The 26744-nt window shown below is 46.2% G+C and carries 21 protein-coding genes and 4 tRNA genes; 23 read left to right on the top strand and 2 right to left on the bottom strand.

The features are described from left to right. Nucleotides 1-7 precede the first annotated feature (7 nt). From NE638_RS02285 to NE638_RS02270, 4 genes are read left to right on the top strand one after another with little or no spacing between them, the layout of a single operon-like run. Nucleotides 8-1342, top strand: coding sequence for a MurT ligase domain-containing protein (locus NE638_RS02285; protein ID WP_015526950.1), 1335 nt, complete (start codon nt 8-10; stop codon nt 1340-1342). Beyond that, nucleotides 1339-2067: a type 1 glutamine amidotransferase gene (locus NE638_RS02280; RefSeq protein WP_147603378.1), complete on the top strand. Its 729-nt coding sequence runs from the start codon at nt 1339-1341 to the stop codon at nt 2065-2067. The genes NE638_RS02285 and NE638_RS02280 overlap by 4 nt, the downstream gene beginning before the upstream one ends. 9 nt (nt 2068-2076) lie before the next feature. Then, nucleotides 2077-2694 (top strand): WYL domain-containing protein, encoded by a 618-nt coding sequence (locus tag NE638_RS02275; protein WP_015526952.1) that lies wholly within the window; start codon nt 2077-2079, stop codon nt 2692-2694. Nucleotides 2695-2707: 13 nt separating this feature from the next. Further along, nucleotides 2708-4099 carry a substrate-binding domain-containing protein gene (locus NE638_RS02270; protein WP_173745734.1) on the top strand — a complete coding sequence of 464 codons (1392 nt, stop codon included), beginning with the start codon at nt 2708-2710 and terminating at the stop codon, nt 4097-4099. A 95-nt stretch (nt 4100-4194) separates the two neighbouring features. On the opposite strand, the gene NE638_RS02265 is transcribed toward NE638_RS02270, so the two are convergent. Then, entirely contained in the window at nt 4195-4767 is a 573-nt protein-coding gene (locus NE638_RS02265; RefSeq protein WP_015526955.1) for a xanthine phosphoribosyltransferase, read from the bottom strand. Nucleotides 4768-4940: 173 nt separating this feature from the next. Here NE638_RS02265 and NE638_RS02260 point away from each other — a divergent pair, with 173 nt between their 5' ends. From NE638_RS02260 to NE638_RS02250, 3 genes are all read left to right on the top strand, one after another. Then, complete coding sequence (locus tag NE638_RS02260; RefSeq protein ID WP_015526956.1) at nt 4941-5168, top strand: hypothetical protein; 228 nt, start codon at nt 4941-4943, stop codon at nt 5166-5168. 14 nt (nt 5169-5182) lie between these two features. Further along, nucleotides 5183-5551, top strand: coding sequence for a metal-sensing transcriptional repressor (locus NE638_RS02255; protein ID WP_015526957.1), 369 nt, complete (start codon nt 5183-5185; stop codon nt 5549-5551). A gap of 94 nt (nt 5552-5645) precedes the next feature. Then, nucleotides 5646-6482 (top strand): Mrp/NBP35 family ATP-binding protein, encoded by an 837-nt coding sequence (locus NE638_RS02250; protein ID WP_015526958.1) that lies wholly within the window; start codon nt 5646-5648, stop codon nt 6480-6482. Between the two features lie 167 nt (nt 6483-6649). Here NE638_RS02250 and NE638_RS02245 read toward each other — a convergent pair whose 3' ends face one another. Then, the gene (locus tag NE638_RS02245; RefSeq protein ID WP_021650784.1) at nt 6650-7528 is read right to left on the bottom strand and encodes a LysR family transcriptional regulator; all 879 of its coding nucleotides are present in this window, start codon (nt 7526-7528) and stop codon (nt 6650-6652) included. A 154-nt stretch (nt 7529-7682) separates the two neighbouring features. On the opposite strand from NE638_RS02245, the gene NE638_RS02240 reads away from it, so the two are divergent. The 16 genes from NE638_RS02240 to NE638_RS02165 all read left to right on the top strand — a co-directional run bounded on the left by NE638_RS02240 (nt 7683) and on the right by NE638_RS02165 (nt 26737). Further along, nucleotides 7683-11438 (top strand): phosphoribosylformylglycinamidine synthase, encoded by a 3756-nt coding sequence (locus tag NE638_RS02240; protein ID WP_173745733.1) that lies wholly within the window; start codon nt 7683-7685, stop codon nt 11436-11438. 368 nt (nt 11439-11806) lie between these two features. Then, nucleotides 11807-11879, top strand: a tRNA-Val gene (locus NE638_RS02235). Nucleotides 11880-11895: 16 nt separating this feature from the next. Beyond that, nucleotides 11896-11969: transfer RNA gene (locus tag NE638_RS02230), tRNA-Met, on the top strand. A 7-nt stretch (nt 11970-11976) separates the two neighbouring features. Next, a tRNA-Val gene (locus NE638_RS02225) sits at nt 11977-12049 on the top strand. 16 nt (nt 12050-12065) lie between these two features. Beyond that, nucleotides 12066-12139, top strand: a tRNA-Met gene (locus tag NE638_RS02220). 179 nt (nt 12140-12318) lie between these two features. Next, nucleotides 12319-13284 carry a diacylglycerol/lipid kinase family protein gene (locus NE638_RS02215; protein WP_059085348.1) on the top strand — a complete coding sequence of 322 codons (966 nt, stop codon included), beginning with the start codon at nt 12319-12321 and terminating at the stop codon, nt 13282-13284. 93 nt (nt 13285-13377) lie between these two features. After that, nucleotides 13378-15495 carry a glutamine synthetase III family protein gene (locus NE638_RS02210; RefSeq protein ID WP_021650786.1) on the top strand — a complete coding sequence of 706 codons (2118 nt, stop codon included), beginning with the start codon at nt 13378-13380 and terminating at the stop codon, nt 15493-15495. A gap of 204 nt (nt 15496-15699) precedes the next feature. Next, a complete protein-coding gene (locus tag NE638_RS02205) occupies nt 15700-16617 on the top strand; it encodes an AAA family ATPase (protein ID WP_173745732.1) in 918 nt (305 codons plus the stop codon). After that, entirely contained in the window at nt 16610-18409 is a 1800-nt protein-coding gene (locus NE638_RS02200) for a nitric oxide reductase activation protein (protein WP_173745731.1), read from the top strand. The genes NE638_RS02205 and NE638_RS02200 overlap by 8 nt, the downstream gene beginning before the upstream one ends. A gap of 218 nt (nt 18410-18627) precedes the next feature. Next, nucleotides 18628-20526 carry an OPT family oligopeptide transporter gene (locus NE638_RS02195; RefSeq protein ID WP_114002028.1) on the top strand — a complete coding sequence of 633 codons (1899 nt, stop codon included), beginning with the start codon at nt 18628-18630 and terminating at the stop codon, nt 20524-20526. Further along, nucleotides 20526-20900, top strand: a complete 375-nt coding sequence (locus NE638_RS02190; RefSeq protein ID WP_021650789.1) for a PqqD family protein — start codon at nt 20526-20528, stop codon at nt 20898-20900. Before NE638_RS02195 ends, NE638_RS02190 begins: the two co-directional genes overlap by 1 nt. Nucleotides 20901-21091: 191 nt before the next feature. Further along, nucleotides 21092-21961: a YitT family protein gene (locus NE638_RS02185; protein ID WP_147603372.1), complete on the top strand. Its 870-nt coding sequence runs from the start codon at nt 21092-21094 to the stop codon at nt 21959-21961. 136 nt (nt 21962-22097) lie between these two features. Next, entirely contained in the window at nt 22098-23189 is a 1092-nt protein-coding gene (locus NE638_RS02180; protein WP_015526970.1) for a PucR family transcriptional regulator, read from the top strand. A 609-nt stretch (nt 23190-23798) separates the two neighbouring features. Next, nucleotides 23799-24482: a cell division ATP-binding protein FtsE gene (ftsE, locus tag NE638_RS02175; protein WP_015526972.1), complete on the top strand. Its 684-nt coding sequence runs from the start codon at nt 23799-23801 to the stop codon at nt 24480-24482. Then, complete coding sequence (gene ftsX, locus NE638_RS02170) at nt 24472-25377, top strand: permease-like cell division protein FtsX (protein ID WP_015526973.1); 906 nt, start codon at nt 24472-24474, stop codon at nt 25375-25377. The genes ftsE and ftsX overlap by 11 nt, the downstream gene beginning before the upstream one ends. Before the next feature lie 172 nt (nt 25378-25549). Beyond that, on the top strand, nt 25550-26737 hold the full coding sequence (locus NE638_RS02165; RefSeq protein ID WP_173745730.1) for a S41 family peptidase: 1188 nt from the start codon (nt 25550-25552) through the stop codon (nt 26735-26737). Nucleotides 26738-26744: the final 7 nt, after the last annotated feature.

Below are 26744 nucleotides of genomic sequence, written 5' to 3'. Positions count from 1 at the left end.
GAAGATTATGAAAATAAGAACAACCATTGCTGTGATGGCAGCAAAGATCACAGGACATGTCTGTAAGCTTATGGGCCGGCAGGGTGTGACCTGGGCCGGTAAGGTCGCGATGAAGATCTGTCCGGATATCCTGGAAGAGCTTTCTTCTCAGGTAAGAGAAAAAATATTTGTAGTATGCGGAACAAACGGAAAGACCACAACCAATAACATGCTGTGCGCAGGCCTTGAGGCAGAGGGAAAAAAGGTCATCTGCAATCATACCGGTTCCAACATGCTCAACGGAGTTGTGGCAGCCTTTGTATTGGGGGCAAAATTCAGCGGAAAACTGGATGCGGATTATGCCTGTATCGAGGTGGATGAGGCATCCACAAGACATGTGTTCACAAGGATCAGACCGGATTATATGGTTATGACCAATCTGTTCCGTGATCAGCTGGACCGTTATGGCGAGATCGATATCACTATGAACATCCTGGAAGAAATGATGAAAAAGGTTCCGGATATGAAGGTCATTGTCAATGGTGATGATGCACTGTCTGCATATCTTGCCATGGACTGCGGAAATCCTTTTGTAACCTACGGGATCAGCAAACCGGTGATCGAGAACAAAACAAACGAGATCCGTGAGGGCCGGTTCTGTAAGTGCTGTGGAGAAAGGCTGATCTACAGCTTCTATCATTACAGTCAGCTGGGAGACTACAGATGTCCGAAATGCGGCTTTAAACGTCCGGAGATCGACTTTGATGCCACAGATGTGAAGGTGGATGATCAGATTGCCTTTACAGTGGAGGATAAACGGATCGTGGCCAATTATAAGGGATTCTATAATGTGTATAATATTCTGGCTGCCTATGCGGGAATTCGTACCGCAGGCTTTAAGGCGGAGCATTTTAATGAGATGCTCCGGAAGTTTAATCCGGAGAACGGACGCAATGAACAGTTTCGGATCAAGGGCACCAGTGTTGTTCTGAATCTTGCCAAGAATCCGGCCGGTTTTAACCAGAACATTTCAGCTGTGATGCAGGACGGATCACCAAAGGATATCATCATTGTGATCAATGATAATGCACAGGATGGAAAAGATATCTCCTGGCTCTGGGATGTGGATTTTGATCTTTTCGGAGGGGACAATATCAATTCCATCACAGTCAGTGGTATCCGGTGTCAGGATATGCGCCTCCGTCTGAAATATGTGGATATCCCGTCCATGCTGGAAAATGATGTGGAGACAGCCATCCGCAAACGAATCGGGGATGGATGCGGCAATCTTTATGTACTTGTAAATTATACGGCGCTGTTTGGCACCAGAAATATCCTGAAGAAACTGGAGGGTGAGAAATGAAGATAACGATAGGGCATTTATATCCGGATCTTCTGAACCTTTACGGTGACAGAGGAAATATCCAGTGTCTGATGAAGCGCTGTCTCTGGAGAGGAATCGAGGCAGAAACCATAGCTTATGAACTGGATGACCAAATCGATTTTTCCAAACTGGATATCGTACTTCTTGGCGGTGGCTCCGACAGAGAACAGATGCTGGTATGTGAAAAGCTGAAGGAAATCCAGAAGGATTTCAAGGCGTATGTGGAAGACAATGGAGTTGTGATCGCAATCTGTGGAGGGTATCAGCTCCTTGGAAATTATTATAAGACGGATCAGGGAATGATCGAGGGTCTGAAGCTTGTAGATATGAGCACTGAGCAGGGAAAAGGCCGCCTTATTGGAAACATTGTGATGCAGAGCGATCTTTTTGATATGCCCATCGTAGGTTTTGAAAATCATGGAGGGCGTACCACCATCGGAAACAACAGATCCCTGGGAAAGGTTCTGTCAGGATACGGAAATGACGGACAATCCGGTGAGGAAGGGGTTGTATACAAAAATGTGATCGGTACGTATCTTCACGGACCGCTTCTTCCCAAGAACCCGCAGCTTGCAGATCTTCTGATCAGCCGTGCACTGGAAAAGAAATACGGTAAAAAGATCGAACTTGAGAAACTGGACGACAGCGAGGAACAGGAGGCAAACTCCTATATTTTCCATCGCTTTGTAAAAAACGAAGGATAAGAGGGCAGTATGGCAAAATCAAACAATCAGAAGGCGAAGATCCTGTACCTTGAAAAAATGCTGCGGGAAACAGGGGAGCATCGGGTAATATCTATGCAGAAGATCCTTGAGAATCTTGAGAAACAGGGAATCCGTGCAGAGCGAAAGAGCATTTATGATGATGTGGAGGTATTACGTTCTTTTGGAATGGATATCCGTTATACAAGAGAACGACCGGGTGGGTATTATCTTGCCGGTGAGAGTGCCGGAGAGGAACAGCCGTCTGAAGAACCCGGGCTGACTGCGGAAGCTAAGGAGATTCATGAAACTAAAGATATTCATGAGACCTCTGTGACAGGGTACCGGAAGCTTCTTGAGGCTTCAGCCGGAACCATAAAAAAAGAAATAAAACTTCTCTGTACCGGAGCTGTACAGGCGGAGGTGCGTGACTTTTTCGGCACAGATGCAGAATATAAGATGAAAGATAGCGGAGATCTGACGGTAACTGCAGAGCTTCCGGAAAATGGAAAATTCTACGGATGGCTGACTGGGATGGGCGGCAGTGTACGTATCCTGAAACCCAAGAAATCTGCAGCTGCCTACAGAGACTATCTGAAATCACTGGCAAAGGACTATAAAGGCTTATAGGAGAGATTTGATCATGAAGAAAAAAACAGCAATCCTGCTTGTGGGAGCTTTTGTCTTTACAGCAGCCTTTTCCGGCTGTGGAAAAAACAAAGAGGCGACAGAGGCAGCCAATGAAAGTGTGGAGTCTGAAGACCCGGAAGGAAAAGCCAAAAACAGCAATGATGCAGAGGAAGAAGAAAAAGAAGAAGCAAAAGAAACTGCGGCAGCAGATAAGAAAGTAGGTGTGTTTCTGCCTTCATCAGCAGATGATCCCCGTTGGTCTGCGGATGGAGAAACTCTTCAGAATACACTGGAAGATGATGGATATGATGCAGAGCTATTTTGGGCAGATGAAGACAGTGATACGCAGGTATCACAGATCCAGTCCATTCTGGACGATGAAGAGCTTTCTGCACTTGTCATCGCACCTTCAGATGCTTACAGCCTGAACGATGTGCTGGAGCAGGTGTATGAGAAATCTATCCCTGTGATTTCTTACGATCAGCTGATCATGGATACAGATAAGGTCAACTATTATGTTACCTTTAATACAAGAAAAGCCGGAAAAATGGTGGGAGATTCCATCATAAAAAAAATGGATCTGGAGAAAGCCCGGGAAGAAAAGAAAACTCTGACCATTGAGTTCCTTATGGGCTCTCCGGATGATCGTGACGCACTGTTCTTTTATAATGGCGTGATGGAGAAGCTTCAGGAATATTTCGACGACGGAACACTGGTATGTACTTCAGGAAAGCTGACCTTTGATGATACTGCAGTGATGCGTTCCGGAAGAAATACCGCAAAGAATGATATGGCGGAGATCCTTTCTCAGAATTATACAGAGGGTGCGCCGGATATTATCTGCACAGGTGCCGACGACCTTGCACTTGGGGCTGTGGATGCCTTGGAGGATGCGGGACATGTGTCTGGAGAGGATGGCTGGCCTATGATCACAGGAGGCGGCTGTGAGGCAGAAGCAGTGACCGCTGTGATCCAGGGAAAGATTGAGGATGATCTGCTGTTTGATAACCGTGTACTGGCACATGACTGTGTGACGATGGTGGATGCTCTTCTGAAAGGGGAGAAGCCGGAGATCTCCGATTATGAGCAGTATGACAACGGGACCAAGATCGTGGGAACTGTGACCAGTGATATCCAGCTGATCGATGCAGATAATTATCAGATGCTAGTGGATGACGGATATTATGAAGAAAAAGAGATCATGCCGGAGGCAACTGCCACACCAACGCCGACAGTGACATCGGAAGCTACGGTGACGGAAGAACCGGATATAGATGAAAATACACCGGAAGCTGCATCGGCTTCATCGGAAAAGGAAGAAACGGAAATTTCCGGAACACCGACACCGGAGGAAACAGTAACTCCGACACCTTCAGAGAAAGCGGAAAAGGGTGCAGATGCATAGATCAGAAATGATATCATGATCTGGCTGTGATAAAAATAAAAATACTCCCGGAAACAATGTATATAAGTTTCCAGGAGTATTTTTTATGATAAATCTTATTCACGGAAAGTAAGTTTGCCATCAGCAATGGAATCAATGATAGCAAGGGATTCCAGATGGATACCCATGTCACGGATGGTCTGTCCGCCGGACTGGAAGCCTTTTTCGATAACGATTCCGGCTCCTTCAAGAGTTGCGCCGGATTTCTTAACGATGTCGATCAGACCGAGAAGTGCACAGCCATTGGCAAGAAAATCATCGATCAGGAGTACGTGATCTTCCGGTCCGAGAAATTTCTTGGAAAGGATCACATCGTAAACTTTCTTGTGGGTGAAAGACTCTACCTTGGTGGTGTACATCTCGCCGTCAAGGTTCACACTCTGTGCTTTCTTGGCAAATACAACCGGTACATGGAAATACTGTGCCGCAATACAGGCAATACCGATACCGGAAGCCTCGATGGTAAGGATCTTGGTGATTGGACAGTGGTCAAAACGTTTCTTGAATTCTTTGCCGACCTCGTTGATCAGGTCAATATCCATCTGATGATTCAGGAAGCTGTCCACTTTTAAAATATTTCCTTCTTTTACTACGCCGTCTGTCAGAATTCTGTCTTTTAAAAGCTGCATGAAATTTATCTCCTTTGATTTATCACATTAATATATGTTTACTGCCCACGGACAGAGCAGTAATATTTTTAATATGTATCATACGACAATATTTGCGTGAGTGCAATTATTTTTGACAAAAAAACATAAAATTATTATAATGGATAGGATGACTAAGAAAGGAACAGGCACAGATGAAAGAGTACGAAGTAATCTGGGAAATTTTTAACAAATGTCCGAGAAATCAGATGCGTGATGTATTTGTGGAAGAAGTGGAGATTGCAGATCCGGAAGCGTATGTGAAACAGAAATTTCAGGGGAAGGATGTCTCCTACGAGAAGACAGTACTGGAAGACGGAACCATCATTTTTGACATTCAGACATCTATGATCCGGCAGCGCTGTTCTTTCACGGAGATCTGAAGGAGGAAATACACATGAAAGAAACACATGTGCACGTTCTCGAGGATGGAACCGTTCTTGAACATACCCACGGGGAACAGGAACATGTGCATACTCACGATGGCACACATCCTCATCATCACAGCCACGCACAGACCAAGGCCGTACTCAACAGACTTTCCAGGGCCATCGGGCATATGGAATCCATTAAGCGTATGGTGGAGGAAGGACGTGACTGCAGCGAAGTGCTGATCCAGCTGTCAGCCGTAAAATCTGCGATCAATAATACAGGCAAGATCATACTGCAGGATCATATAGAACACTGCATCGTGGATGCCGTGGAGCATGGAGACAGGGATGCTATCAAGGAACTGGAAAAAGCGATCGACAGATTTATGAAGTAAGGTAAGGAGTTCATGAGAGATCGTGAATGAGAAAAATACACGGACAGAGAGCCAGTTCTGTCTGTGTAAATACAAAGAATGAGAGGAATCTATTATGGCAAAAGAGTGTAGCAATACATCCTGCAACAAATCAAGCTGTGAAGGCTGCGGACAGAAACAGCCCCAGAGCCTCATGGCAGAACCAAACGTTTTTTCTGACGTAAAACATGTGATCGGAGTTGTCAGCGGAAAGGGAGGCGTGGGTAAATCCTTCGTAACAGGCTCCCTGGCAAACCTGATGGCTTCCAAGGGATATAAAGTGGGCATTATGGATGCTGATATCACCGGTCCGTCCATCCCGAAGATGTATGGCATCAAGGGCAATGCACAGGGCAGTGACAATGGGATCTATCCGATGCCAACTGCAAACGGAATCGAGGTTATGTCTGTAAACCTTCTTCTCCCGGATGAGGAGACACCGGTGATCTGGAGAGGTCCGGTCCTTGCAAATATGGTAAAACAGTTCTGGAGTGATGTGATCTGGGGTGAATTGGATTATCTCTTTGTAGATATGCCGCCAGGAACCGGAGATGTTCCGCTGACAGTATTCCAGTCCCTGCCGATCGAGGGTGTCGTGATCGTTACTTCTCCGCAGGATCTGGTCCGCATGATCGTCAAGAAGGCCTATAACATGGCTGATATGATGAAGGTTCCGGTCCTTGGAATCGTGGAGAACTATAGCTATGTGAAATGTCCGGACTGCGGAAAAGAGATCAAGGTCTTTGGCGAGAGCCATATCGATGAGATCGCTGCAGAACTGAAGGTTCCGGTCCTGGGCAAGATGCCGATTGACGTGAAGCTTGCAGAGCTTGCAGACAGCGGTCTGTTCAGTAAGATCGAGAATGAGTATATCACTGCGGCAGCAGACGTGATGCCGAAGGCTGAAGCGTAAGTAATAAGAATAATATCTGACCGATATCAATAACAGAAAAGACCACCGGAATTGAGTACATAAGGATCGTAATAACCTTATGGCAGATTCCGGTGGCTTTTTTACTGAATCAGGGAAGTATCCTGCTTCGATCGCGAAAAGCAGTAAGCGGCAGGAACTTGATCGTATCAGATCTGGGAAAAATATTTAAGAAAGCACTGGGCAGCCTGGGAAAGCTGCAGTGCTTCATGATGAGCAATCACGGCACTTCTTGCGGGCAGAGGTGTTTTCAGATGGACAGGTTCCAGACCCGGACGGTTGCGGAGCATATAATCCGGGATACAGGCAATACCAAGTCCGATCTCTGCAAGATCGATCAGCAGATCGTTGCTGTTCAGTTCAACCTCAGGCAGCAGCTTCAGTCCCTGGGCTGCAAACACCTGATGAAGATATTCGCTGGTGGTACTCTTTGGAGCGAGCATCAGGATGGGATAATCCAGAAGATTTTCCATGGAAAGAGGCGATTTGCCCATGGTGAAATAGTCCGGATTTGCCACGAAGATATCCCGGAATTCCAGCACAGTCTGAAGCTTGGTGTGGGCTGAAAGCCGGGAATTCGGGTAGTTGGTGACGATCAGCTCAGCTTGGCCGTTTTCCAGAAGCTCCGCACATCCGATGGAAGTACTGTTGATGATCTTGATCCGTACCTCCGGATGATCCTTGTGGAAACGGCGGAGATAGGGGATGAGAAAATAGCGGCACAGAGTATCGCTGGCACCGATCCGCAGCTGACCGGTAAGATTTCCTTCTCCGGAAAGGACAGCTTCTCCCTCGTTTAGCATGGAAAGAGCCGGCTTTACATGCTGGAGAAGAAGCTCTCCCTCCGGTGTCAGGATGACCCGTTTGGTGCTGCGCACAAACAGAGTATGGCCCAGCTTTTTTTCAAGGTTTTTGACGGCCTGGCTTACTGCAGACTGTGAGATAAAAAGTTGTCTGGAAGCCTCCGAAAAGCTCAGCGTCGTGGCCACGTAATAAAACACTTTGTAAAGTTCAAGATTGATATCCATATGTGAAAAATCCTCCGCTTATAAATGATATAAGATATATTAATTTTACTAATGATATTTCCTATGATACTATATTTTCAGCAGAAAAGAAAGACTGAAATGCTTTCTGCACGTTTACCATCCTTATTATCGGATATAGAGAAAGGAGCCTTCTATGAGCAACGTAAGACGTGTGTATGTAGAAAAGAAACCTGCCTTTGCAGTAAAAGCAAAGGAACTGAAACATGAGATCAAACATTATCTTGGTATCAGCACTGTGACAGCAGTCCGTGAGCTGATCCGTTATGACGTGGAGAATATCTCCGATGAAGTATTTGAGAAAGCCTGCAAGACCGTATTTGCAGAGCCGCCGGTAGATGATCTGTATCTTGAAAAATTTGATGTGACAGAGGGCGCACGTGTATTTTCCGTAGAATTCCTTCCCGGACAGTTTGACCAGAGAGCCGATTCTGCAGTGCAGTGTGTACAGTTCCTGGATGAGAATGCAGCACCGATCATCCGTTCAGCAACTACTTATGTAATCGAAGGAAACGTTACAGATGCAGAGTTTGAGGCGATCAAACATCACTGCATCAACCCTGTGGATTCCCGTGAGACAGGTCTTGAGAAGCCGGAAACACTGGTAACAGTATTCCCTGATCCTGAGGATGTGAAGATTTTTGACGGATTCAAGGATATGGCTGAGGCTGATTTGAAGGAGCTGTACTCTTCTCTGAACCTCGCCATGACATTTAAGGACTTCCAGCATATCCAGAATTATTTCAGAAATGAAGAGAAACGCGATCCTTCCATGACAGAGATCCGTGTTCTGGATACCTATTGGTCTGATCATTGTCGTCATACTACTTTCTCCACAGAGCTTACCAGCGTGAAGTTTGACGAAGGTGATTATAAGACTCCTATTGAAAAAACATACAAAGAATATCTGGATGCCCATAAGGATATGTACAAGGGCCGTGATGATAAGTTTGTCTGCCTGATGGATCTTGCACTTATGGCAATGAAGAAACTGAAAGCAGAAGGCAAGCTTGCAGACCAGGAAGAGTCTGATGAGATCAATGCCTGCAGTATCGTGGTACCGGTGGACGTGGACGGGAAAGAAGAAGAGTGGCTGATCAACTTCAAGAACGAGACACACAACCATCCGACGGAGATCGAGCCTTTTGGTGGTGCGGCAACCTGCCTTGGCGGAGCCATCCGTGATCCGCTTTCCGGACGTACCTATGTATATCAGGCAATGCGTGTGACAGGTGCAGCAGATCCTACCGTATCCGTAAAGGAAACTCTGAAGGGTAAACTTCCGCAGAAGAAGCTTGTCCGCAGCGCAGCCCACGGCTACAGTTCCTACGGAAACCAGATCGGTCTTGCAACCGGTGCTGTAAAAGAAATCTATCATCCGGACTACGTTGCAAAACGTATGGAGATCGGTGCGGTTATGGGTGCGGCTCCGAGACGTGCGGTCATCCGTGAAAATTCCGATCCTGGAGATATCATCATCCTTCTTGGCGGACGTACCGGTCGTGACGGTATCGGCGGTGCAACCGGTTCCTCCAAGGTCCACACAGAGGCTTCCATCGAGGTCTGCGGCGCTGAGGTGCAGAAAGGTAACGCGCCTACCGAGCGTAAGATCCAGAGGATGTTCCGCAGAGAGGAAGTCAGCCATATCATCAAGAAATGTAACGACTTTGGCGCAGGCGGTGTTTCCGTTGCCATCGGCGAGCTGGCACCGGGACTTCAGATCGACCTCGACAAGGTTCCGAAAAAATACGCAGGTCTTGACGGTACTGAGATCGCCATCTCTGAGTCTCAGGAGCGTATGGCTGTTGTAGTTGACCCGAAAGATGTGGATACTTTCCTGAAATTTGCAAATGAAGAGAATCTCGAGGCAATTCCGGTTGCAGTTGTAACGGAGGAGCCACGCCTTGTCCTTAACTGGAGAGGAAAAGAGATCGTAAATATCTCCCGTGCATTCCTGGATACCAACGGTGCACATCAGGAGACCTCCGTTGAGGTTGAGATCCCGTCAAAGGACGGAAATCTTTTCGAGGAACGTCCGGATGTAACAGATGTAAAGAAAAAATGGATGGATACTCTTGCTGACCTGAATGTATGCTCACAGAAGGGTCTTGTGGAGATGTTTGACGGCTCCATCGGCGCAGGCAGTGTATTTATGCCTCACGGTGGCAAATATCAGCTGACAGAGACACAGTCCATGGTTGCAAAGGTTCCGGTACAGAACGGAAAAACAGAGACTGTTACCATGATGAGCTACGGCTTTGATCCATATCTTTCCTCATGGAGTCCGTATCATGGAGCTGCCTACGCAGTAACCGAGTCTGTTGCCAAGATCGTTGCAACCGGTGGTGACTATAAGAAGATCCGTTTCACCTTCCAGGAATACTTCCGTCGTATGACAGAAGATCCTAAGAGATGGAGCCAGCCGTTCTCCGCACTGCTTGGCGCTTATGCGGCACAGATCGGATTCGGCCTTCCTTCCATCGGCGGTAAGGACAGTATGTCCGGAACCTTCAATGACATTGATGTTCCTCCGACACTGGTGTCTTTCGCAGTGGATGTTGCAAAGGTAAAAGATGTGATCACACCGGAGCTCAAAAAAGCAGGAAGCAAGCTGGTATGGCTCCGTGCACCGAAGGATTCCTATGATCTTCCGGATTACCCGGCTCTTATGGAGCAGTATGATAAATTACACCAGGATATCCAGGCAGGCCGTGTGATCTCCGCATATGCACTTGACCGTCATGGAATCGCTGCTGCAGTCAGCAAGATGGCCTTTGGTAACGGCATGGGTGTAAAGATCGAGCATAACCTTGATCCAAGAGATTTCTTTGCTCCGGCATTCGGCGATATCATCTGTGAGGTTCCGGATGGAAAAGTCGGTGAGCTTGCCATTACCTATACTGTGATCGGTGAGGTTACGGATAATACGAAGTTCACCTACGGTGATACAGAGATCACTCTGAAAGAGGCGCTTTCCACATGGGAAGGAACTCTGGAGAATGTATTTAAAACAGCAGCAGGAACCGAGGATGTCAAGGCAGATGACGGTTCCCTTTACAAAGCAGACAGCATCTATGTATGCAAACATAAGGTTGCAAAACCGCGTGTATTTATTCCGGTATTCCCTGGAACAAACTGCGAGTATGACAGTACCCGTGCATTTGAGAGAGCAGGCGCCGAGGTAGACGTAAAGGTATTCAAGAACCTTACAGCAGAAGATATCCATGATTCTGTAGAGCTCTTTGAGAAAGCCATCGATCAGGCACAGATGATCATGTTCCCGGGCGGCTTCTCAGCTGGAGATGAGCCGGACGGATCCGCGAAATTCTTTGCTACCGCGTTCCAGAACGAGAAGATCAAGGAGGCAGTTATGAAGCTCCTCAATGAGCGTGACGGTCTTGCTCTTGGTATCTGCAACGGATTCCAGGCACTGATCAAACTGGGACTGGTACCGTACGGTGAGATCTGCGGACAGAAAGAGGATTCTCCGACACTGACCTACAACACCATCGGACGCCACGTATCCAAGATGGTTTACACCAAGGTTGTCAGCAACAAGTCTCCATGGCTTCAGAAAGCACAGCTTGGCGGTGTATACTGTAATCCGGCTTCTCATGGTGAGGGACGTTTTGTCGCAAACGATGAGTGGCTGAAGAAACTCAAGGAAAACGGACAGATCGCAACGGAGTATGTACCGGTAGATGAGACTGGATATGAGGGTGAGTTTAACGTAAACGGCTCTTATATGAACATCGAGGGAATCACAAGCCCGGATGGACGTGTTCTCGGAAAGATGGCACACAGTGAGCGTCGTGACGCAGGCGTTGCTGTCAATATCTACGGAGAGCAGGATATCAAGATTTTTGAATCTGGTGTTGAGTACTTCAGATAATACCAGGGGGAAAAGGTCAAAAAGTCGTTCGTGCTTGCACGATAAGACTTTTGAACTTGGACCCCGCCAAACATGAGGAAGTAGCAATTTACGTAGTAAATTAGCGGATTCCGAATGTTTGAGGATTGCGTGAGCTGCGTGCAGCGGAGCAATCCGGGAGTATCAAGTTATGGGCAATACTTTGCCCATAACATCCTTACAGCGGCAGGGGATTTCAGACCTCCCTGCCACTGTAAAAATACAAAAAAGCATATATTTTTTAAAAAATTAAAAAAAGTGAAAAAAACTGTTGACACAAGTCACAAACCATTATATAATAGCAAAGCGAGTTGCGGAACGGAAGAGTTCCTAAGACGAACAACTGTTATGGGATCTTAGCTCAGCTGGGAGAGCATCTGCCTTACAAGCAGAGGGTCATAGGTTCGAGCCCTATAGGTCCCATGTTACAAAAAGATATGGCGAGATAGCTCAGTTGGCTAGAGCACACGGTTCATACCCGTGGTGTCGAGGGTTCGAATCCCCCTCTCGCTATTTATATGGGATCTTAGCTCAGCTGGGAGAGCATCTGCCTTACAAGCAGAGGGTCATAGGTTCGAGCCCTATAGGTCCCATGTTACAAAAGAATATGGCGAGATAGCTCAGTTGGCTAGAGCACACGGTTCATACCCGTGGTGTCGAGGGTTCGAATCCCCCTCTCGCTACTTAACAAAAGGTCTGAAGATTCAATTTTATTGGGTTTTTGGACTTTTTTTGTTATAAAATTCCGGCTGCTTGTGGTAAGACCAGATGTGAAAAGTTAAGATTGACATTTTACATCGTTTTTTTTATCATAGTAAAAGAATAGACATAACGAATCATTTCGGGAAATGAGGATTGTATAATGAAAAAAAGAATGCTTTTTGTTTTCAACCCCAAAGCAGGAAAAGGAAGAATCAAGATGCATCTGCTGGACATTGTGGATATCTTTAATAAAGGTGGGTACGAAGTGATCATCCGTGCCACGCAGGGACCGAAGGATGCTTATGAACAGGTGAAGGAATATGCAGATCAGGTAGATCTGATCGCCTGCAGTGGAGGTGACGGTACACTGGATGAGGTGGTTACCGGAATCGTGGAAGTGGGCAGCCAGACACCGATCGGGTATATCCCTGCAGGAAGCACCAATGATTTTGCCAACAGTCTGTTTATGCCGAAGAGTATGACTGCAGCTGCCTCCATGATCATGGAGGAGCAGATCTATCACTGTGATATCGGTAAATTTAATAACCAGACATTTGCCTATGTGGCTGCGTTTGGACTGTTTACCAATGTTTCCTATGAGACAGACCAGGATCTGAAAAATATCCTGGGACATGTTGCCTATGTGCTGGAAGGGATGAAGCAGCTTTTTGAGGTGAAATCCTATCATCTGAAGGTAACCTCCGATGAGCTGACTGTGGAGAATGATTTTATCTACGGTATGATCAGCAATTCCAGATCTGTAGGCGGATTTAAGAATCTTACCGGAAAAAACGTGGATATGAATGACGGACTGTTTGAGGTGACACTGATCACCAATCCGAAGAATCCGCTGGAGCTTCAGGAGATCATGACTGCGCTTCTTACTGCAGAGGATAATACAGATCTGATTTATTCTTTTAAGTCTGCGCATGTTGTGATAGAGTCAGAGGAGGCTGTTCCATGGACGCTGGATGGAGAGTTCGGTGGAGATCAGACCCGTGTGGAGATCGATAATCTTCATGAGGCCATGAACCTTTATCTTACCAGTAGTAAGAAACAGAAAAAAAGCCGGCTGAACCAGAAAATGCAGGAGATCAAGGAGATTACCCAGAAGAGCGAAGAATGATCCGAGTATCCGAAGACAAGGTGATCATACAGAGGTGAAAATGTCTTTCCTCATAAGAAAGACTGGATATACAGGAACGAAAAGGAGGAAGAAATGGGAGATTATATCAACGTAAAGGAAATCTTTGGCTGCGATGTATTTAACGATTCTGTTATGCAGGACCGTTTGCCGAAGAAAGTATACCGCGAACTGAAAAAGACAATAGAAGAGGGTAAGGAGCTGTCCATGGAGATCGCTGATGTGGTTGCACATGAGATGAAGGAATGGGCTATTGAGAAAGGTGCTACTCATTATTGTCACTGGTTTCAGCCGCTGACAGGTGTTACTGCCGAGAAACATGACGCATTTGTCACAGCGCCAAGAGAGGACGGAAAGGTACTCTTAAGCTTTTCTGGCAAGGAGCTGATCAAGGGTGAACCGGATGCATCCTCATTTCCATCCGGAGGACTTCGTGCAACATTCGAGGCAAGAGGCTATACAACATGGGATTGCACATCACCTGCCTTTGTACGTCATGACGCAGCCGGCGGGATCTTATGTATCCCCACAGCATTCTGCTCCTACACAGGAGAGGCGCTTGACCAGAAAACACCGCTTCTTCGTTCCATGGAAGCGGTCAATACACAGGCGCTTCGACTTCTTCGCCTTTTCGGAAATACAACATCAAAAAAAGTAACTCCTTCCGTTGGAGCTGAGCAGGAGTATTTCCTGGTTGATAAGGAGAAATGGCTCCAGAGAAAAGACCTGATCTATACAGGAAGAACTCTTTTCGGTGCTATGCCGCCGAAGGGACAGGAGATGGATGACCATTATTTCGGAACCATCCGTCAGAGAATCTCCGCATACATGAAGGAAGTCAACGAGGAGTGCTGGAAGCTGGGCGTAACAGCAAAGACACAGCACAATGAGGTTGCACCTGCACAGCATGAGCTGGCACCGATCTACGCACCGGTAAATATTGCAGCAGATCACAACCAGATCATGATGCGTATCCTCAAAAAAGTTGCAAGTCGCCATGGTATGCGCTGCCTGCTTCATGAGAAACCGTTTGCAGGAGTTAACGGTTCCGGTAAGCACAACAACTGGTCCCTGACAACGGATGACGGGATCAACCTTCTTGAGCCGGGAAAAACTCCTCATGAGAATATCCAGTTCCTTCTTGTTCTCACCTGTATCCTGAAAGCCGTTGATGAGCATGCAGATCTTCTGAGAGAGTCTGCAGCAGACGTTGGAAACGATGAACGTCTCGGAGGAAACGAGGCACCGCCGGCAGTTATCTCCGTATTCCTTGGTGAGCAGCTTCAGGATGTTCTGGAGCAGCTGATCAGCACAGGTACCGCCACACACAGTAAGACCGGCGAGATCCTGGATACCGGTGTTAAGACACTTCCGGATTTTATGAAGGATGCTACAGACCGAAACAGAACATCACCGTTTGCGTTCACAGGAAACAAATTTGAGTTCCGTATGGTTGGTTCCCGTGATTCCATTTCCGAGTGCAACGTAGTTCTGAACACGATCGCAGCAGAAGTATTCCGCGATGCATGCGACCGTCTGGAAGCAGCAGACGATTTTGATACTGCAGTACATGACCTGATCAAGGAGTATGCGATCCAGCATCAGCGTATTGTATTCAACGGAAACGGATATGCACCGGAGTGGGAGGCAGAGGCAAAGAGACGTGGACTTCCGATCCTTCCGTCCATGGTAGATGCCATTCCTGCGCTGACTACAGATAAGGCTGTGAAGCTTTTTGAATCCTTTAATGTATTTACAAGAGCAGAGCTTGAGTCCAGAGCAGAGATCCAGTATGAAGGCTATGCAAAGGCTATCAACATTGAGGCCAAGACCATGGTGGATGTAGCTACCAAGCAGATCATCCCGGCAGTGATCCGTTATACAACGGTTCTTGCAGAGTCCATCAATTCTGTGAAGGCAGTGAGCGCAGCGCTTGATGTCAGTGTACAGACAAGTCTTCTGGAAAAAACCTCCGCACTTCTTGCTGAGACCAAGACAGCTATGGATAAGCTTTCCGGACTGATCGCTGAGTCGGAATCCCATGAAGAGGGACGTGACCGTGCTGTATTCTTCAGAGAGAGCGTGGTACCGGCAATGCAGGCTTTAAGAAAACCTGTAGACGAGCTTGAGATGATCGTAGATAAAGATATGTGGCCGATGCCATCCTACGGTGATCTGATCTTTGAGGTATGATCGGTTAAATAAAATACAGGAAATAAGAGATGTTCCCTGGGTGCAGCGGCATCTTTGAAATCAAATGACGGGACAGATGTAAGATCTGTCCCGTTTTTTACCTGGCGGAGAAAAAATCTGTAAGCGGTTATCCGTCATAGGATCATATAATAACTGCGGATGAGGATATCTGCGGTATTCAATCAGATTCAGGAGTAAGTATATATGATAGAATTAGAATTTTTAAAAGAACAGAACGTTTCCGAAAGCCTGATCCACGGTATCGAGGAGTTTCGAAGAAATTATAACGTTGATGAGGGGGCTGCAGCCAGAGTTACCAGACCGTCCATACCGTTCTACGGAAAAGAAATCCTGGAAATGGCCATTGCAGGACTTCTGGAAGGAGAAAATCTTCTTCTTGCAGGCCCAAAGGCCACGGGAAAAAATATCCTGGCAGAAAATCTGGCATATGCTTTTGGCCGTCCGGTTTATAATGTATCTTTCCATGTCAATACAAACAGTGGAGACCTGATCGGAACGGATACCTTTGTAAACAATGAAGTCTGCCTCCGAAAGGGCAGCATCTATCAGTGTGCCGAGTATGGTGGCTTCGGTATTCTGGATGAGATCAATATGGCAAAGAACGATGCGGTCTCTGTCCTTCATGCAACTCTGGACTATCGCCGCTCCATTGATGTTCCGGGCTATGACCGGATCGACCTTCATCCTGCGGCACGTTTTATCGGAACCATGAACTACGGATATGCAGGAACAAAGGAGCTGAACGAAGCTCTGGTTTCCCGTTTCCTGGTGATCGATATGCCAGCGCAGACAGAAGAAACCCTGGGATTTATTTTCCGCAAAATGTTCCCGGAGGCAAAGGAAAAGGCAGTGGAACAGTTTATCGGTGTATTTATGGATCTTCAGAAGAAATCCGTAAACAGTGAGATCTCCACAAAAGCGCTGGATCTTCGAGGACTTCTGGCTGCCATGAAGATTGTTCGTGCAGGACTTTCTCCCCTGGCAGCAGTGCAGATGGGAGTGGTGAACAAAACCTTCGATATTTTTGAAAAGGAGATCGTGGACGATGTAGTCCGTACAAGGATCCCGGAAGAGTGGACAAAGGACGATGTCTATGCATAAAGATCTGACAGAAGAACTTTCTATAGAAGATTACAAGATGGAGCTGGAAAACCGGATCCGTAATCTCCTCTGGACGGTAAGCGGCGACTATACACTGGATGTGAAGCCGGATGTATCGCTGTTTCTCCGCTCAAAAGAGATCGCTCTTTACGATGGGATCAAACAGGGGGCTTTTGCCAGATATTTTGACAAAAATCTGCTTGGCCTTTATCTTGTAAAAAAAATCTATCTGGATGCCTCTGAGACGGAGCTGACCGGGCTGACACAGCTCTGTATCGAAGCGGCAGTGGGAGAGCGGATCTGTGAAGAGCGCCCCGGGGTTCGCCGCATGAGAAAAAAAGCTCTGGAAGATATCCTGGATCAGGAATATGAAACCCTGCCTTCCTACGATAAGCTGTTAGACAGGCTGAAAATTGCAGTATTCCGTGATGTACTTACAGGAAGCGTACAGCCTCTGGAGAAAAAACTGTCTGCATTCCGGGATCAGATCTATGCCTGCGCAGAAAGCAGAGACACCATGGAACTGATTCGGATCATCGACAGCCTCTATAATGCGGTCATCGATCCGGACTTTGAGAAGAAAAACGGTTCCCTTGAACGGGTAATGGCGGTGACGCTGGAAGAACTGACGGAATTTGGCTGGGAAGACTACCTTAATGAAGAGATGTATGAGGAAGCTCTGGAAAATTACGTGGAAAAGCTCACAGACCGGATGACAGATATTGAAGATTCCTCGCTGACACAGGATATGGAAGAAAAACGTAAGGTGAAAAACAAGATCACGGTGATTTCAGAGGAAGCTCTTCAGAAAGCTCATACCTATGTGGAACTGAATTTTGGAAAAACCTATCTCACACCTGCGGAAGAAAAAAGAATGAACCATCTTATGTGCCGGGGAATACACGGAGACTGCAGCCTGTATTTTACAGAAGGAATCCTGAAAAATCCGGTTCGTGATAATTATCAGTACCAGTATGCAAAGCGTCTGCGTAATAAGAACATATGGATCTATCATGACAAGCACAGAATTGCAAAACGAAATATTGCCATATTGACTGAACTCCTGAAAAAAGCACTGGTGATCCGAAGTGAAAACCAGGAAGTCCTATCAGACCGGGGAACTATCGTTCCTTCCAGGCTGTGGCGTATAGGCAGAAGCGGTGAGGCAAATCTTTTTAAGAGGATTCTTCGTGGAGACAATACGGATTTTGTGGTGGATATACTGATCGATGCCAGTGGTTCACAGATGAGCCGACAGGGAGATGTGGCACTGCAGGCTTATATGATCAGCTCTGCCCTGAGCAATGTGGAAATCCCTCATCGGGTTATGAGCTACTGCACATTCTGGGATCATACGATCCTGCACAGGTTCCGGGAATATGATGATCCGGTTTCGGCAGATGAGGATATTTTCAATTATGTGACTTCCTCCAATAATCGGGACGGGCTTGCCATAAAAGCAGCGGGATACAGTCTTTTGCAGAGGGAAGAGGAAAAAAAGATCCTGATCATCTTAAGTGACGGACGCCCCTACGATGTGATCATAAACCGCCCCAATGCAAAAAATCCGGCCCCTTATCAGGGAAAATATGCCATTTCAGATACTGCAACAGAGGTGCGGCGTCTTCGGAGCCAGGGCGTCAGTGTTCTGGGGGTATTTGCAGGTGAAGAGAAGGATCTTCCGGCGGAAAAGAAGATTTTTGGAAAGGATTTTGCCTATATCCGGGATATCGGAAATTTCTCAAAGATCGTAGGACGATATCTGACAAAACAGCTGGAAACGGACAACTGAAAAAAAAAAGTATTTTATTTTAAATGTATAATATTCAATTGTAAGGAATAAGGTCACTATGTTAGCATAAAAGCTGCATAGTGACCAATTATTTGCTTATAATTATACAGAAAATTGTAAATAATATATAATATCTCAGATATAATTTCTTGCAAAATACTGCGAAATTTGCTATACTATATAACGTTACTAATTTACTAGATAAAGGGAGAGGAAATATGAACAAAAACACAGAGTTCAAACCTTACATTCCTGCGGAGAAAATCACTCCGGAGCTCACAGTTACATCTGTGATCATGGGATGTATTCTTGCTGTCATCTTCGGCGCAGCCAATGCTTACCTTGGTCTTCGTGTTGGTATGACAGTATCTGCCTCCATTCCGGCGGCAGTTATCTCCATGGGTGTTATCCGCGTGATTCTTCGCAGAAACTCCATTCTGGAGAGCAATATGGTCCAGACTATCGGTTCAGCCGGTGAGTCTCTTGCAGCAGGTGCTATCTTCACCATGCCTGCACTGTTCCTCTGGGCAGAGGAAGGACTTACAAGCAAACCAGGCATCGTTGAGATCACTCTGATCGCACTTTGCGGTGGTATCCTTGGTGTACTTTTCATGGTACCCCTTCGTAATGCCCTCATTGTTAAAGAGCATGCAACTCTTCTCTATCCGGAAGGAACTGCCTGCGCAGACGTTCTTCTTGCCGGTGAGGAAGGCGGAGCAAATGCTTCCACAGTATTCTCCGGTATGGGACTTGCTGCCATCTTCAAATTTGTTGTTGATGGACTGAAGCTTCTTCCGGCAGATGTTTCTGCAGCATTTAAATCCTTCAAGGGTGAGATCGGTATGGAGGTTTATCCGGCACTTCTCGGTGTTGGTTATATCGTAGGACCGAAGATCGCATCCTACATGTTTACCGGTTCTCTTATCGGCTGGATGGTCATCATTCCGCTGATCTGCCTGTTCGGACCTGATACATGGATGTATCCGGCAGCAGAGGGAACGACCATTGCCCAGCTTTACGCAAACGGCGGAGCATCAGCGATCTGGTCTACTTATGTTAAATATATCGGCGCAGGTGCTATCGCAACAGGCGGTATCATTTCCCTGATCAAATCCCTGCCGCTGATCGTTACAACCTTCCGTGACTCCATGAAGAGTATGAAGGGAAGCAAGAACACAAGCACAGAGAGAACCGCACAGGATCTTCCGATGCAGTTCATCCTTCTCGGTGTTATAGCAATGGTATTTATCATCTGGATCGTTCCGGCAATCCCGGTAACTCTTCTTGGTGCAGTTATCATCGTAGTTTTTGGATTTTTCTTTGCAACAGTATCTTCCCGTATGGTAGGTCTTGTAGGAAGCTCCAACAACCCGGTTTCCGGTATGGCTATCGCTACTCTTCTGATTGCTACATTTGCGATCAAGAGCTCCGGTAAAACAGGTATCGACGGAATGACAGCAGCGATCGCTGTTGGTTCTGTTATCTGTATCATCGCAGCGATCGCCGGTGATACCTCTCAGGACCTTAAGACAGGATACCTTCTTGGTGCTACACCTAAGAAGCAGCAGATGGGCGAGATGCTCGGTGTTGTTGTTTCCGGTCTTGCTATCGGCGGTGTTCTGTATCTTCTGGATGCAGCATGGGGCTACGGTACAGCAGAGATCCCTGCTCCGCAGGCTCAGCTTATGAAGATGATCGTTGAGGGAATCATGGGCGGAAACCTTCCATGGGGACTTGTATTTGTAGGTGTATTCCTTGCAATCTGCCTTGAGATCCTCCGTATCCCGGTAATGCCTTTCGCAATCGGTCTTTACCTTCCGATTTACCTGAACGCAACCATCATGATCGGTGGTATCGTTCGTGGATTACTTGACCGCAGAAAAGGTGTTGACGAAAAAACCAAGACAGCTCAGGCCACAGATGGTACTCTGTACTGTGCTGGTATGATCGCCGGCGAGGGTCTTGTTGGAATTCTTCTTGCGATCTTTGCAGTTGTCGGTATCAGCCTTGATATGTCCGGCGTTGTAAACCTTGGAAATATCGGCGGTGTTGTGCTGATGATCATCATGATCCTGTCACTGCTTAAATTCTCTATCTGGAGAAAGAAGAAAGCCTGATGAGAAAAAACAAAAAGGATAAGAAACAGGATATCAACTATCTTGATCTGATCCCGGAAACAAACCAGTCGATCCGGTGGCACCGGGACCTGAAGCAGCGGATCATTCTTGAGATAGAGAATAAGGGTATGTTCAATACCATCGCGCAGAAGGTTTTTGGCAAGCCAAGGTTTTCCAAGGTTCATCTTGATGAAATGGGAACTTTTATCTGGCCTGAGATCGATGGAGCCAAAACCGTGCAGGAGCTTGCCCTGCTGGTGAAAGAGCATTTCGGAGATAAGGCAGAACCGCTTTATCCGAGAATCGTAAAATACTTTCAGATAATGGAAAGCTATGAATTTGTTCATTTTATAAATAAAAAGACAGAAAAATAGCATGGAGAACGGGAACGGACGCAGAATAGTGTACGGTCCCGTTCTTTTTATGACACGTCAGTGCGGGAAACTGATGCAGTTGTCATATGATACTATAGCATTTCTGGGATTTTCACAGCGGAATAGAAATATTGAGGACATTTCAAGACAGAAATTCCGGGAATTGCTGTAAAAAATGAAAGGAGCACTTTATGAGTCTTGTGAAAAAAAAGGACTGGTATCTGGATTATCTTCTGATCATAGTAGGAACCGGGCTGATGGCACTTGCCATCAATTCCGTTTTTGATGCAACCGGGCTGGTAACCGGAGGCTTTTCCGGTATTGCGATCCTGGTGAAGCACTGGACCGGTGGGATCGTAGATGGCGGGGTTCCACTGTGGCTTACCAATATCACGCTGAACATCCCGCTGTTTTTTCTGGGATGGCGGATCAAAGGCTTTTCCTTTGTAAGAAAAGCTCTGGTCGGTGAGATCTCCCTCTCAACCTGGCTTGCCATTCAGCCGGTGTGGAATATTGCGGGAGATGATCTCCTTCTGGCTGCTGTATACGGTGGTGTGATCCTGGGAATCGGCATTGGAATGGTTTTCCTTGGACAGGGAACCACAGGCGGAACGGATATGATGGCAGCACTGATCCAGAAGTATATGCGTCATTATTCCATCGCACAGATCATGCAGTTTATTGATGGGCTTATTGTGATCGTAGGAATGTATGTGTTCGGTATCCAGCGGGCCCTGTATGCCATCATTGCGGTTTATCTGGTAACAAAAGTATCCGACAGTCTGATCGAAGGTCTGAAGTTTTCCAAACAGACATTTATCGTCACGGAGAAGCCGGATGAGGTTGCCAGAGTTATTATGGAAGACCTGGATCGCGGAGCGACAGGAATCTGTGGCAAGGGGATGTATTCCGGTCAGGAGAAGACGATCATCTTCTGTGTGGTAAACAAAAAGGAAATTGTGAAGCTGAAAGAGCTGGTAGATGATATTGATCCCAACGCTTTTGTGATCGTTTCCGATGCAAGAGAAGTTCATGGAGAAGGTTTTATAGAGAAAAATTAGGCGGATTTCAACAAAAATTTGTAAATTTTTTCAGTTTTACTCTTTCATTTTTGGTGATTTTGTATTAAAATAGCCATAGATAGAGAGGGAAAGACAGAAGATAAGCATACACATAAGTGAGAAGGGATTGAACGGAATGATATCGAATCAGGTGTTACAGAATACGCTCGAGGGACTTAAAGAAATATCAAGGACGGAATTTTGTGTCATTGACACAGACGGCAAGGTACTTGCGTCTACCTTTTCTGATTTTGAGATCCAGCCGGCAGATATCCAGGCTTTTGTAGAATCCCAGGCGGACAGCCAGCTTGTCAAGGGATTTCAGTACTTTAAGGTCTGTGATGATTATCAGTTGGAATATGTCCTGGTAGCCCACGGAGATGATGAGGATACTTATATGGTAGGCAAGCTTGCAGCCTTCCAGATCCAGAATCTGATCGTTGCGTACAAGGAGCGTTTTGACAAAGACAGCTTTATCAAGAATCTTCTTCTTGATAATCTTCTTCTGGTGGATATTTACAACAGAGCGAAGAAGCTTCATATTGAAGCAGATGTCCGTCGTGTAGTTATGATCCTGGAACTGAACCAGGAGAAAGATCACAGCTCTGTAGAGAGCGTGAAAAGCCTTTTTGGCGGAAAGAGCAGAGATTTTATCACTGCTGTTGATGAGAAGAGCATCATTATAGTCAAGGAACTGGAAGAGGGAGAGGGCTATCCGGAGATGGATAAGCTGGCTCATACGATTATGGATACTCTGGATCTGAATAAAGATGGTGAGGATGTCCACATGGCATACGGTACCATTGTCAATGAGTTGAAAGAAGTTTCACGTTCCTACAAGGAAGCGCGTATGGCCCTTGATGTAGGCAAGATCTTCTTCGGAGACAGGGAAGTTATCGCATACAGCTCACTTGGAATCGGACGTCTGATCTATCAGCTGCCTATTCCTCTGTGTAAGATGTTTATCCGCGAGATCTTTGACAACAAATCTCCGGATGATTTCGATGAGGAGACACTTGTCACCATCGATAAATTCTTTGAGAACAGTCTGAACGTATCGGAAACTTCACGTCAGCTGTATATCCACAGAAATACGCTGGTATATCGTCTGGATAAACTCCAGAAGAGTACAGGCCTTGATTTGAGAGTGTTTGAGGATGCCATTACATTTAAGATCGCGCTGATGGTTGTTCGATATATGAAATATATGGAGACATTAGAGTACTAATAGCATTCGGAATGCAGGATGATAGTTTGATATATTAAGGCAACATATTAGAACTTTTAAACTGCCGCTTATTCCTTCCCGGAATAGGTGGCAGTTTTTGTATGAGCGTTTTTCATCATGGAATATTGTTGTAAATGTCCCTCCTGTTTGGAAGCATTCACGAAGTGTGTTACTGAGAACGGAGTGAGCAGTAACGAATTCACATGAACTTCACAGATAACATCCATGACTCTATTGTAATTTTGGTATTTTTACGTTAAAATAAATAATTTGAAGAGGGCTGTTGCTTACTGTTCACTGGTAATATTCCGCGGAGCGCATTAATGAGAATGGAGTGAACAGGTTACTGTTCACTGATAATGTCCCGCGAGGTGTTTTTTGTGAGCGAAGGTCACAGAAAACCCGAGACATATCGCGCGAATTTATGCGATCAGCATAAATTCTGTGCATCGCGAAGCGGGTTACTGAGAACGGAGTGAACAGTAACGTGAACAGTAACCGTTGTAGGGCCCGGGAAATTTATTCTTGCATTTAAACAGAATATATATTACAATAATGTTACAAAAAAATTAAGAAAATTATGTTTTTATAATATAGAGGAGGATATATATGATCGATCTTGTAGATGTGAGCAAATCTTACGGCCCGGGTCTTCCGGCTGTGAATCATGCGAACTTACATGTTGATAAAGGGGAATTCGTATTTGTAGTAGGAAGCAGTGGCTCCGGTAAATCCACACTGATCAAGCTGCTGATGAAAGAACTGGATTCTACCAGCGGAACGATCACAGTCAGCGGGGAACGTCTGGAGAAGATGAAACACAGACGCGTTGCCAAGTATCGCAGAAAGCTTGGGGTAGTATTTCAGGATTTCCGTCTTTTAAAAGACCGTAATGTATATGAGAATGTAGCATTTGCGCAGCGTGTCATAGGAAGACCTACCCGTGTGATACGCAAACGTGTGCCGGAGGTTCTCCAGGAGGTAGGACTTGCAGGAAAGTATAAGGCATACCCGGATGAGCTTTCCGGTGGTGAGCAGCAGAGAGTTGCTCTTGCCAGAGCACTGGTAAACCGCCCGGACATCCTTCTGGCAGATGAGCCGACCGGAAACCTGGATCCGAAAACCTCCGAAGAGATCATGGCTCTGATGGAGCAGATCAATGACAGAGGAACCACAGTTCTGGTAGTTACCCACAATAAGGACATCGTCAATGCCATGCGCAAGCGAGTAGTCACCATGCACAACGGCAAGATCATCAGCGATGAGAAAGAGGGAGGATATCATGAGGCCTAGTACGATCTGGTATACCCTGAAGCAGGGCTTTAAGAATATAAAAAGAAACTGGATGTTTTCCCTGGCATGTATCATCACGATGGCAGCCTGCATTTTTCTGGTAGGCATTTTCTATTCCATCGTGAACAACGTCGGTAATATTGCCCATAAGGTGGAAGAAGAAGTACCGATCACAGTATTCTTTGATGAGGGCACTTCAGAGGAAGAGATCCAGGCGATCGGCGATGCTATTCAGTCCAGGCCGGAAGTGGCCAGGATGGACTATCAGTCCGCAGATCAGGCATGGGAAGAATACAAACAGAAATATTTTGGAGATGAAGATGCGGCAGATGGATTTAAAGATGATAACCCTCTTGCCAATTCATCCAATTATCAGGTATATCTTAATGATATTACCAAGCAGACAGAACTGGTGAATTATATCCAGGGACTGGAACATGTCCGGAAGGTAAATCAGTCTGAACAGGCATCCAGGACACTTGGTTCCATTAACAAGCTGGTTTCTTATGTGTCGATTGCCGTGATCGCAATCCTTTTGATCATTTCCATATTCCTGATCAGCAATACAGTATCTATGGGTATTTCTGTCCGCAAGGAAGAAATCGGAATTATGAAATACATAGGAGCTACAGATGCTTTTGTACGACTGCCATTCCTTCTGGAAGGTATGATCCTCGGTGTGATCGGTGCGGCGATACCGCTGATCTGCCTGTTTTTCCTGTATAATTCCGCTGTAGAGTTTATTCTGACAAAATTCAATGTATTGACAGGAATCGTGGATTTCATTCCGATCTGGCAGATTTATGAGGGTCTGGTTCCCATGGGACTTGGACTTGGTGTGGGAATCGGTCTTTTGGGAAGCTTTTTCACAACAAGAAAACATCTCAGAGTATAACCAAATAGCAGAGAATCTTATGTATCCGCATGATGTGTGATCATAAGATATACAGCGGCTGTCGGAATATCGGCAGCCGTTTTCGGTATATAAAAACCGGACGGCGCACAGAGGAGTACAGAAAATCTGTGATCTTATCGGCTTTACCGGCTGTGCAGAAGAAAGGAAAAATATGAAAAATAAAGAATTCAAAAAAGGTATAGCCATTGGAGTGGCAGCAACGCTGGTTGTGACAGGCGCTGTTTTTACCAGCTATCAGAAAGTACTGTTTCCGAAAGGCAATGCGCTTTCCGATGTGAAAACGGTTCAGAAGCTGAATTACCTGGAAGAACTGATCGATGAAGAATATCTGGATGAAAAAGACGAAAGCAGCCTGCGTGAGGGGCTTTATGCTGGCCTGCTTGCCGGCCTGAAGGATCCGTACTCCACCTATTACACAGCAGAACAGTATAAAGAGCTGAATACTTCCAATGAAGGCTCCTACGTAGGGATCGGTGCCGTTCTTCAGAAGGATGACACCGGAGGGGCAAAGATCATACAGCTTTATGAGGGCGGCCCTGGAGAACAGGCGGGACTGAAAAAGGGAGATGTGATCAAGGCAGTAGATGGAGCTGATGTTACAGACAAAGAAACTTCCGATATTGCTTCCATGGTCCGTGACAGTGAGAAAGATTCCGTAATGCTGACCATACAGCGGGAAAACGAAGAGAAAACCCGGGATGTCAAAGTGGAGATCCGGGATGTGGAGATTCAGACCGTTTCCCATGAGATGCTTTCCGGAGACACCGGCTATATCCGGATCTCCGAATTTTCTGAGGTGACCAGCGATCAGTATAAAAAAGCATTTGCAGATCTGAAGGATCAGGGAATGAAGAAGCTGGTTGTGGATCTCCGTGATAATCCGGGAGGCCTTCTTACTGCAGTCTGCGGCGTACTCCGCCAAATACTTCCGGAAGGACTGATCGTCTATACAGAGGACAAAAACGGAAAAAGGGAAGAGGAAACCTGCGACGGAAAAAATGAACTGGACATGCCGCTGGCTGTTCTGGTAAACGGAAACAGTGCCAGTGCATCGGAGATCTTTGCGGGGGCGGTAAAGGACTACGGGATTGGAACGATTGTAGGAACAACTACCTATGGGAAGGGCGTGGTGCAGACCATCCAGCCTCTTACCGATGGCAGTGCGGTAAAGATCACCATCGCAAAATATTTTACGCCAAAGGGCAATGATATCAACAAAAAAGGAATCACTCCGGATGTGGAAGCAGAGCTTTCCGGAGACATCACAGACTGGACAGAACTTACACATAAAGAAGACGCGCAACTTCAGACAGCCCTGAAAGAGATCGGACAGAGCTGACGCGTTC

The sequence above is a fragment of the Blautia sp. MSK.18.38 genome, from assembly GCF_024460535.1.
Lineage (GTDB): Bacteria > Bacillota > Clostridia > Lachnospirales > Lachnospiraceae > Blautia_A > Blautia_A fusiformis.
Note: the sequence above shows the minus strand (reverse complement) of the source record. Positions and strands in the feature narration are given on the sequence as shown.

What these genes read in the sequence shown, in the direction of transcription:
- NE638_RS02285 (WP_015526950.1), top strand. Translation starts at nt 8, where the DNA reads ATGAAAATAAGAACAACCATTGCTGTGATGGCAGCAAAGATCACAGGA.
- NE638_RS02280 (WP_147603378.1), top strand. Translation starts at nt 1,339, where the DNA reads ATGAAGATAACGATAGGGCATTTATATCCGGATCTTCTGAACCTTTAC.
- NE638_RS02275 (WP_015526952.1), top strand. Translation starts at nt 2,077, where the DNA reads ATGGCAAAATCAAACAATCAGAAGGCGAAGATCCTGTACCTTGAAAAA.
- NE638_RS02270 (WP_173745734.1), top strand. Translation starts at nt 2,708, where the DNA reads ATGAAGAAAAAAACAGCAATCCTGCTTGTGGGAGCTTTTGTCTTTACA.
- NE638_RS02265 (WP_015526955.1), bottom strand. Translation starts at nt 4,767, where the DNA reads ATGCAGCTTTTAAAAGACAGAATTCTGACAGACGGCGTAGTAAAAGAA.
- NE638_RS02260 (WP_015526956.1), top strand. Translation starts at nt 4,941, where the DNA reads ATGAAAGAGTACGAAGTAATCTGGGAAATTTTTAACAAATGTCCGAGA.
- NE638_RS02255 (WP_015526957.1), top strand. Translation starts at nt 5,183, where the DNA reads ATGAAAGAAACACATGTGCACGTTCTCGAGGATGGAACCGTTCTTGAA.
- NE638_RS02250 (WP_015526958.1), top strand. Translation starts at nt 5,646, where the DNA reads ATGGCAAAAGAGTGTAGCAATACATCCTGCAACAAATCAAGCTGTGAA.
- NE638_RS02245 (WP_021650784.1), bottom strand. Translation starts at nt 7,528, where the DNA reads ATGGATATCAATCTTGAACTTTACAAAGTGTTTTATTACGTGGCCACG.
- NE638_RS02240 (WP_173745733.1), top strand. Translation starts at nt 7,683, where the DNA reads ATGAGCAACGTAAGACGTGTGTATGTAGAAAAGAAACCTGCCTTTGCA.
- NE638_RS02215 (WP_059085348.1), top strand. Translation starts at nt 12,319, where the DNA reads ATGAAAAAAAGAATGCTTTTTGTTTTCAACCCCAAAGCAGGAAAAGGA.
- NE638_RS02210 (WP_021650786.1), top strand. Translation starts at nt 13,378, where the DNA reads ATGGGAGATTATATCAACGTAAAGGAAATCTTTGGCTGCGATGTATTT.
- NE638_RS02205 (WP_173745732.1), top strand. Translation starts at nt 15,700, where the DNA reads ATGATAGAATTAGAATTTTTAAAAGAACAGAACGTTTCCGAAAGCCTG.
- NE638_RS02200 (WP_173745731.1), top strand. Translation starts at nt 16,610, where the DNA reads ATGCATAAAGATCTGACAGAAGAACTTTCTATAGAAGATTACAAGATG.
- NE638_RS02195 (WP_114002028.1), top strand. Translation starts at nt 18,628, where the DNA reads ATGAACAAAAACACAGAGTTCAAACCTTACATTCCTGCGGAGAAAATC.
- NE638_RS02190 (WP_021650789.1), top strand. Translation starts at nt 20,526, where the DNA reads ATGAGAAAAAACAAAAAGGATAAGAAACAGGATATCAACTATCTTGAT.
- NE638_RS02185 (WP_147603372.1), top strand. Translation starts at nt 21,092, where the DNA reads ATGAGTCTTGTGAAAAAAAAGGACTGGTATCTGGATTATCTTCTGATC.
- NE638_RS02180 (WP_015526970.1), top strand. Translation starts at nt 22,098, where the DNA reads ATGATATCGAATCAGGTGTTACAGAATACGCTCGAGGGACTTAAAGAA.
- ftsE (WP_015526972.1), top strand. Translation starts at nt 23,799, where the DNA reads ATGATCGATCTTGTAGATGTGAGCAAATCTTACGGCCCGGGTCTTCCG.
- ftsX (WP_015526973.1), top strand. Translation starts at nt 24,472, where the DNA reads ATGAGGCCTAGTACGATCTGGTATACCCTGAAGCAGGGCTTTAAGAAT.
- NE638_RS02165 (WP_173745730.1), top strand. Translation starts at nt 25,550, where the DNA reads ATGAAAAATAAAGAATTCAAAAAAGGTATAGCCATTGGAGTGGCAGCA.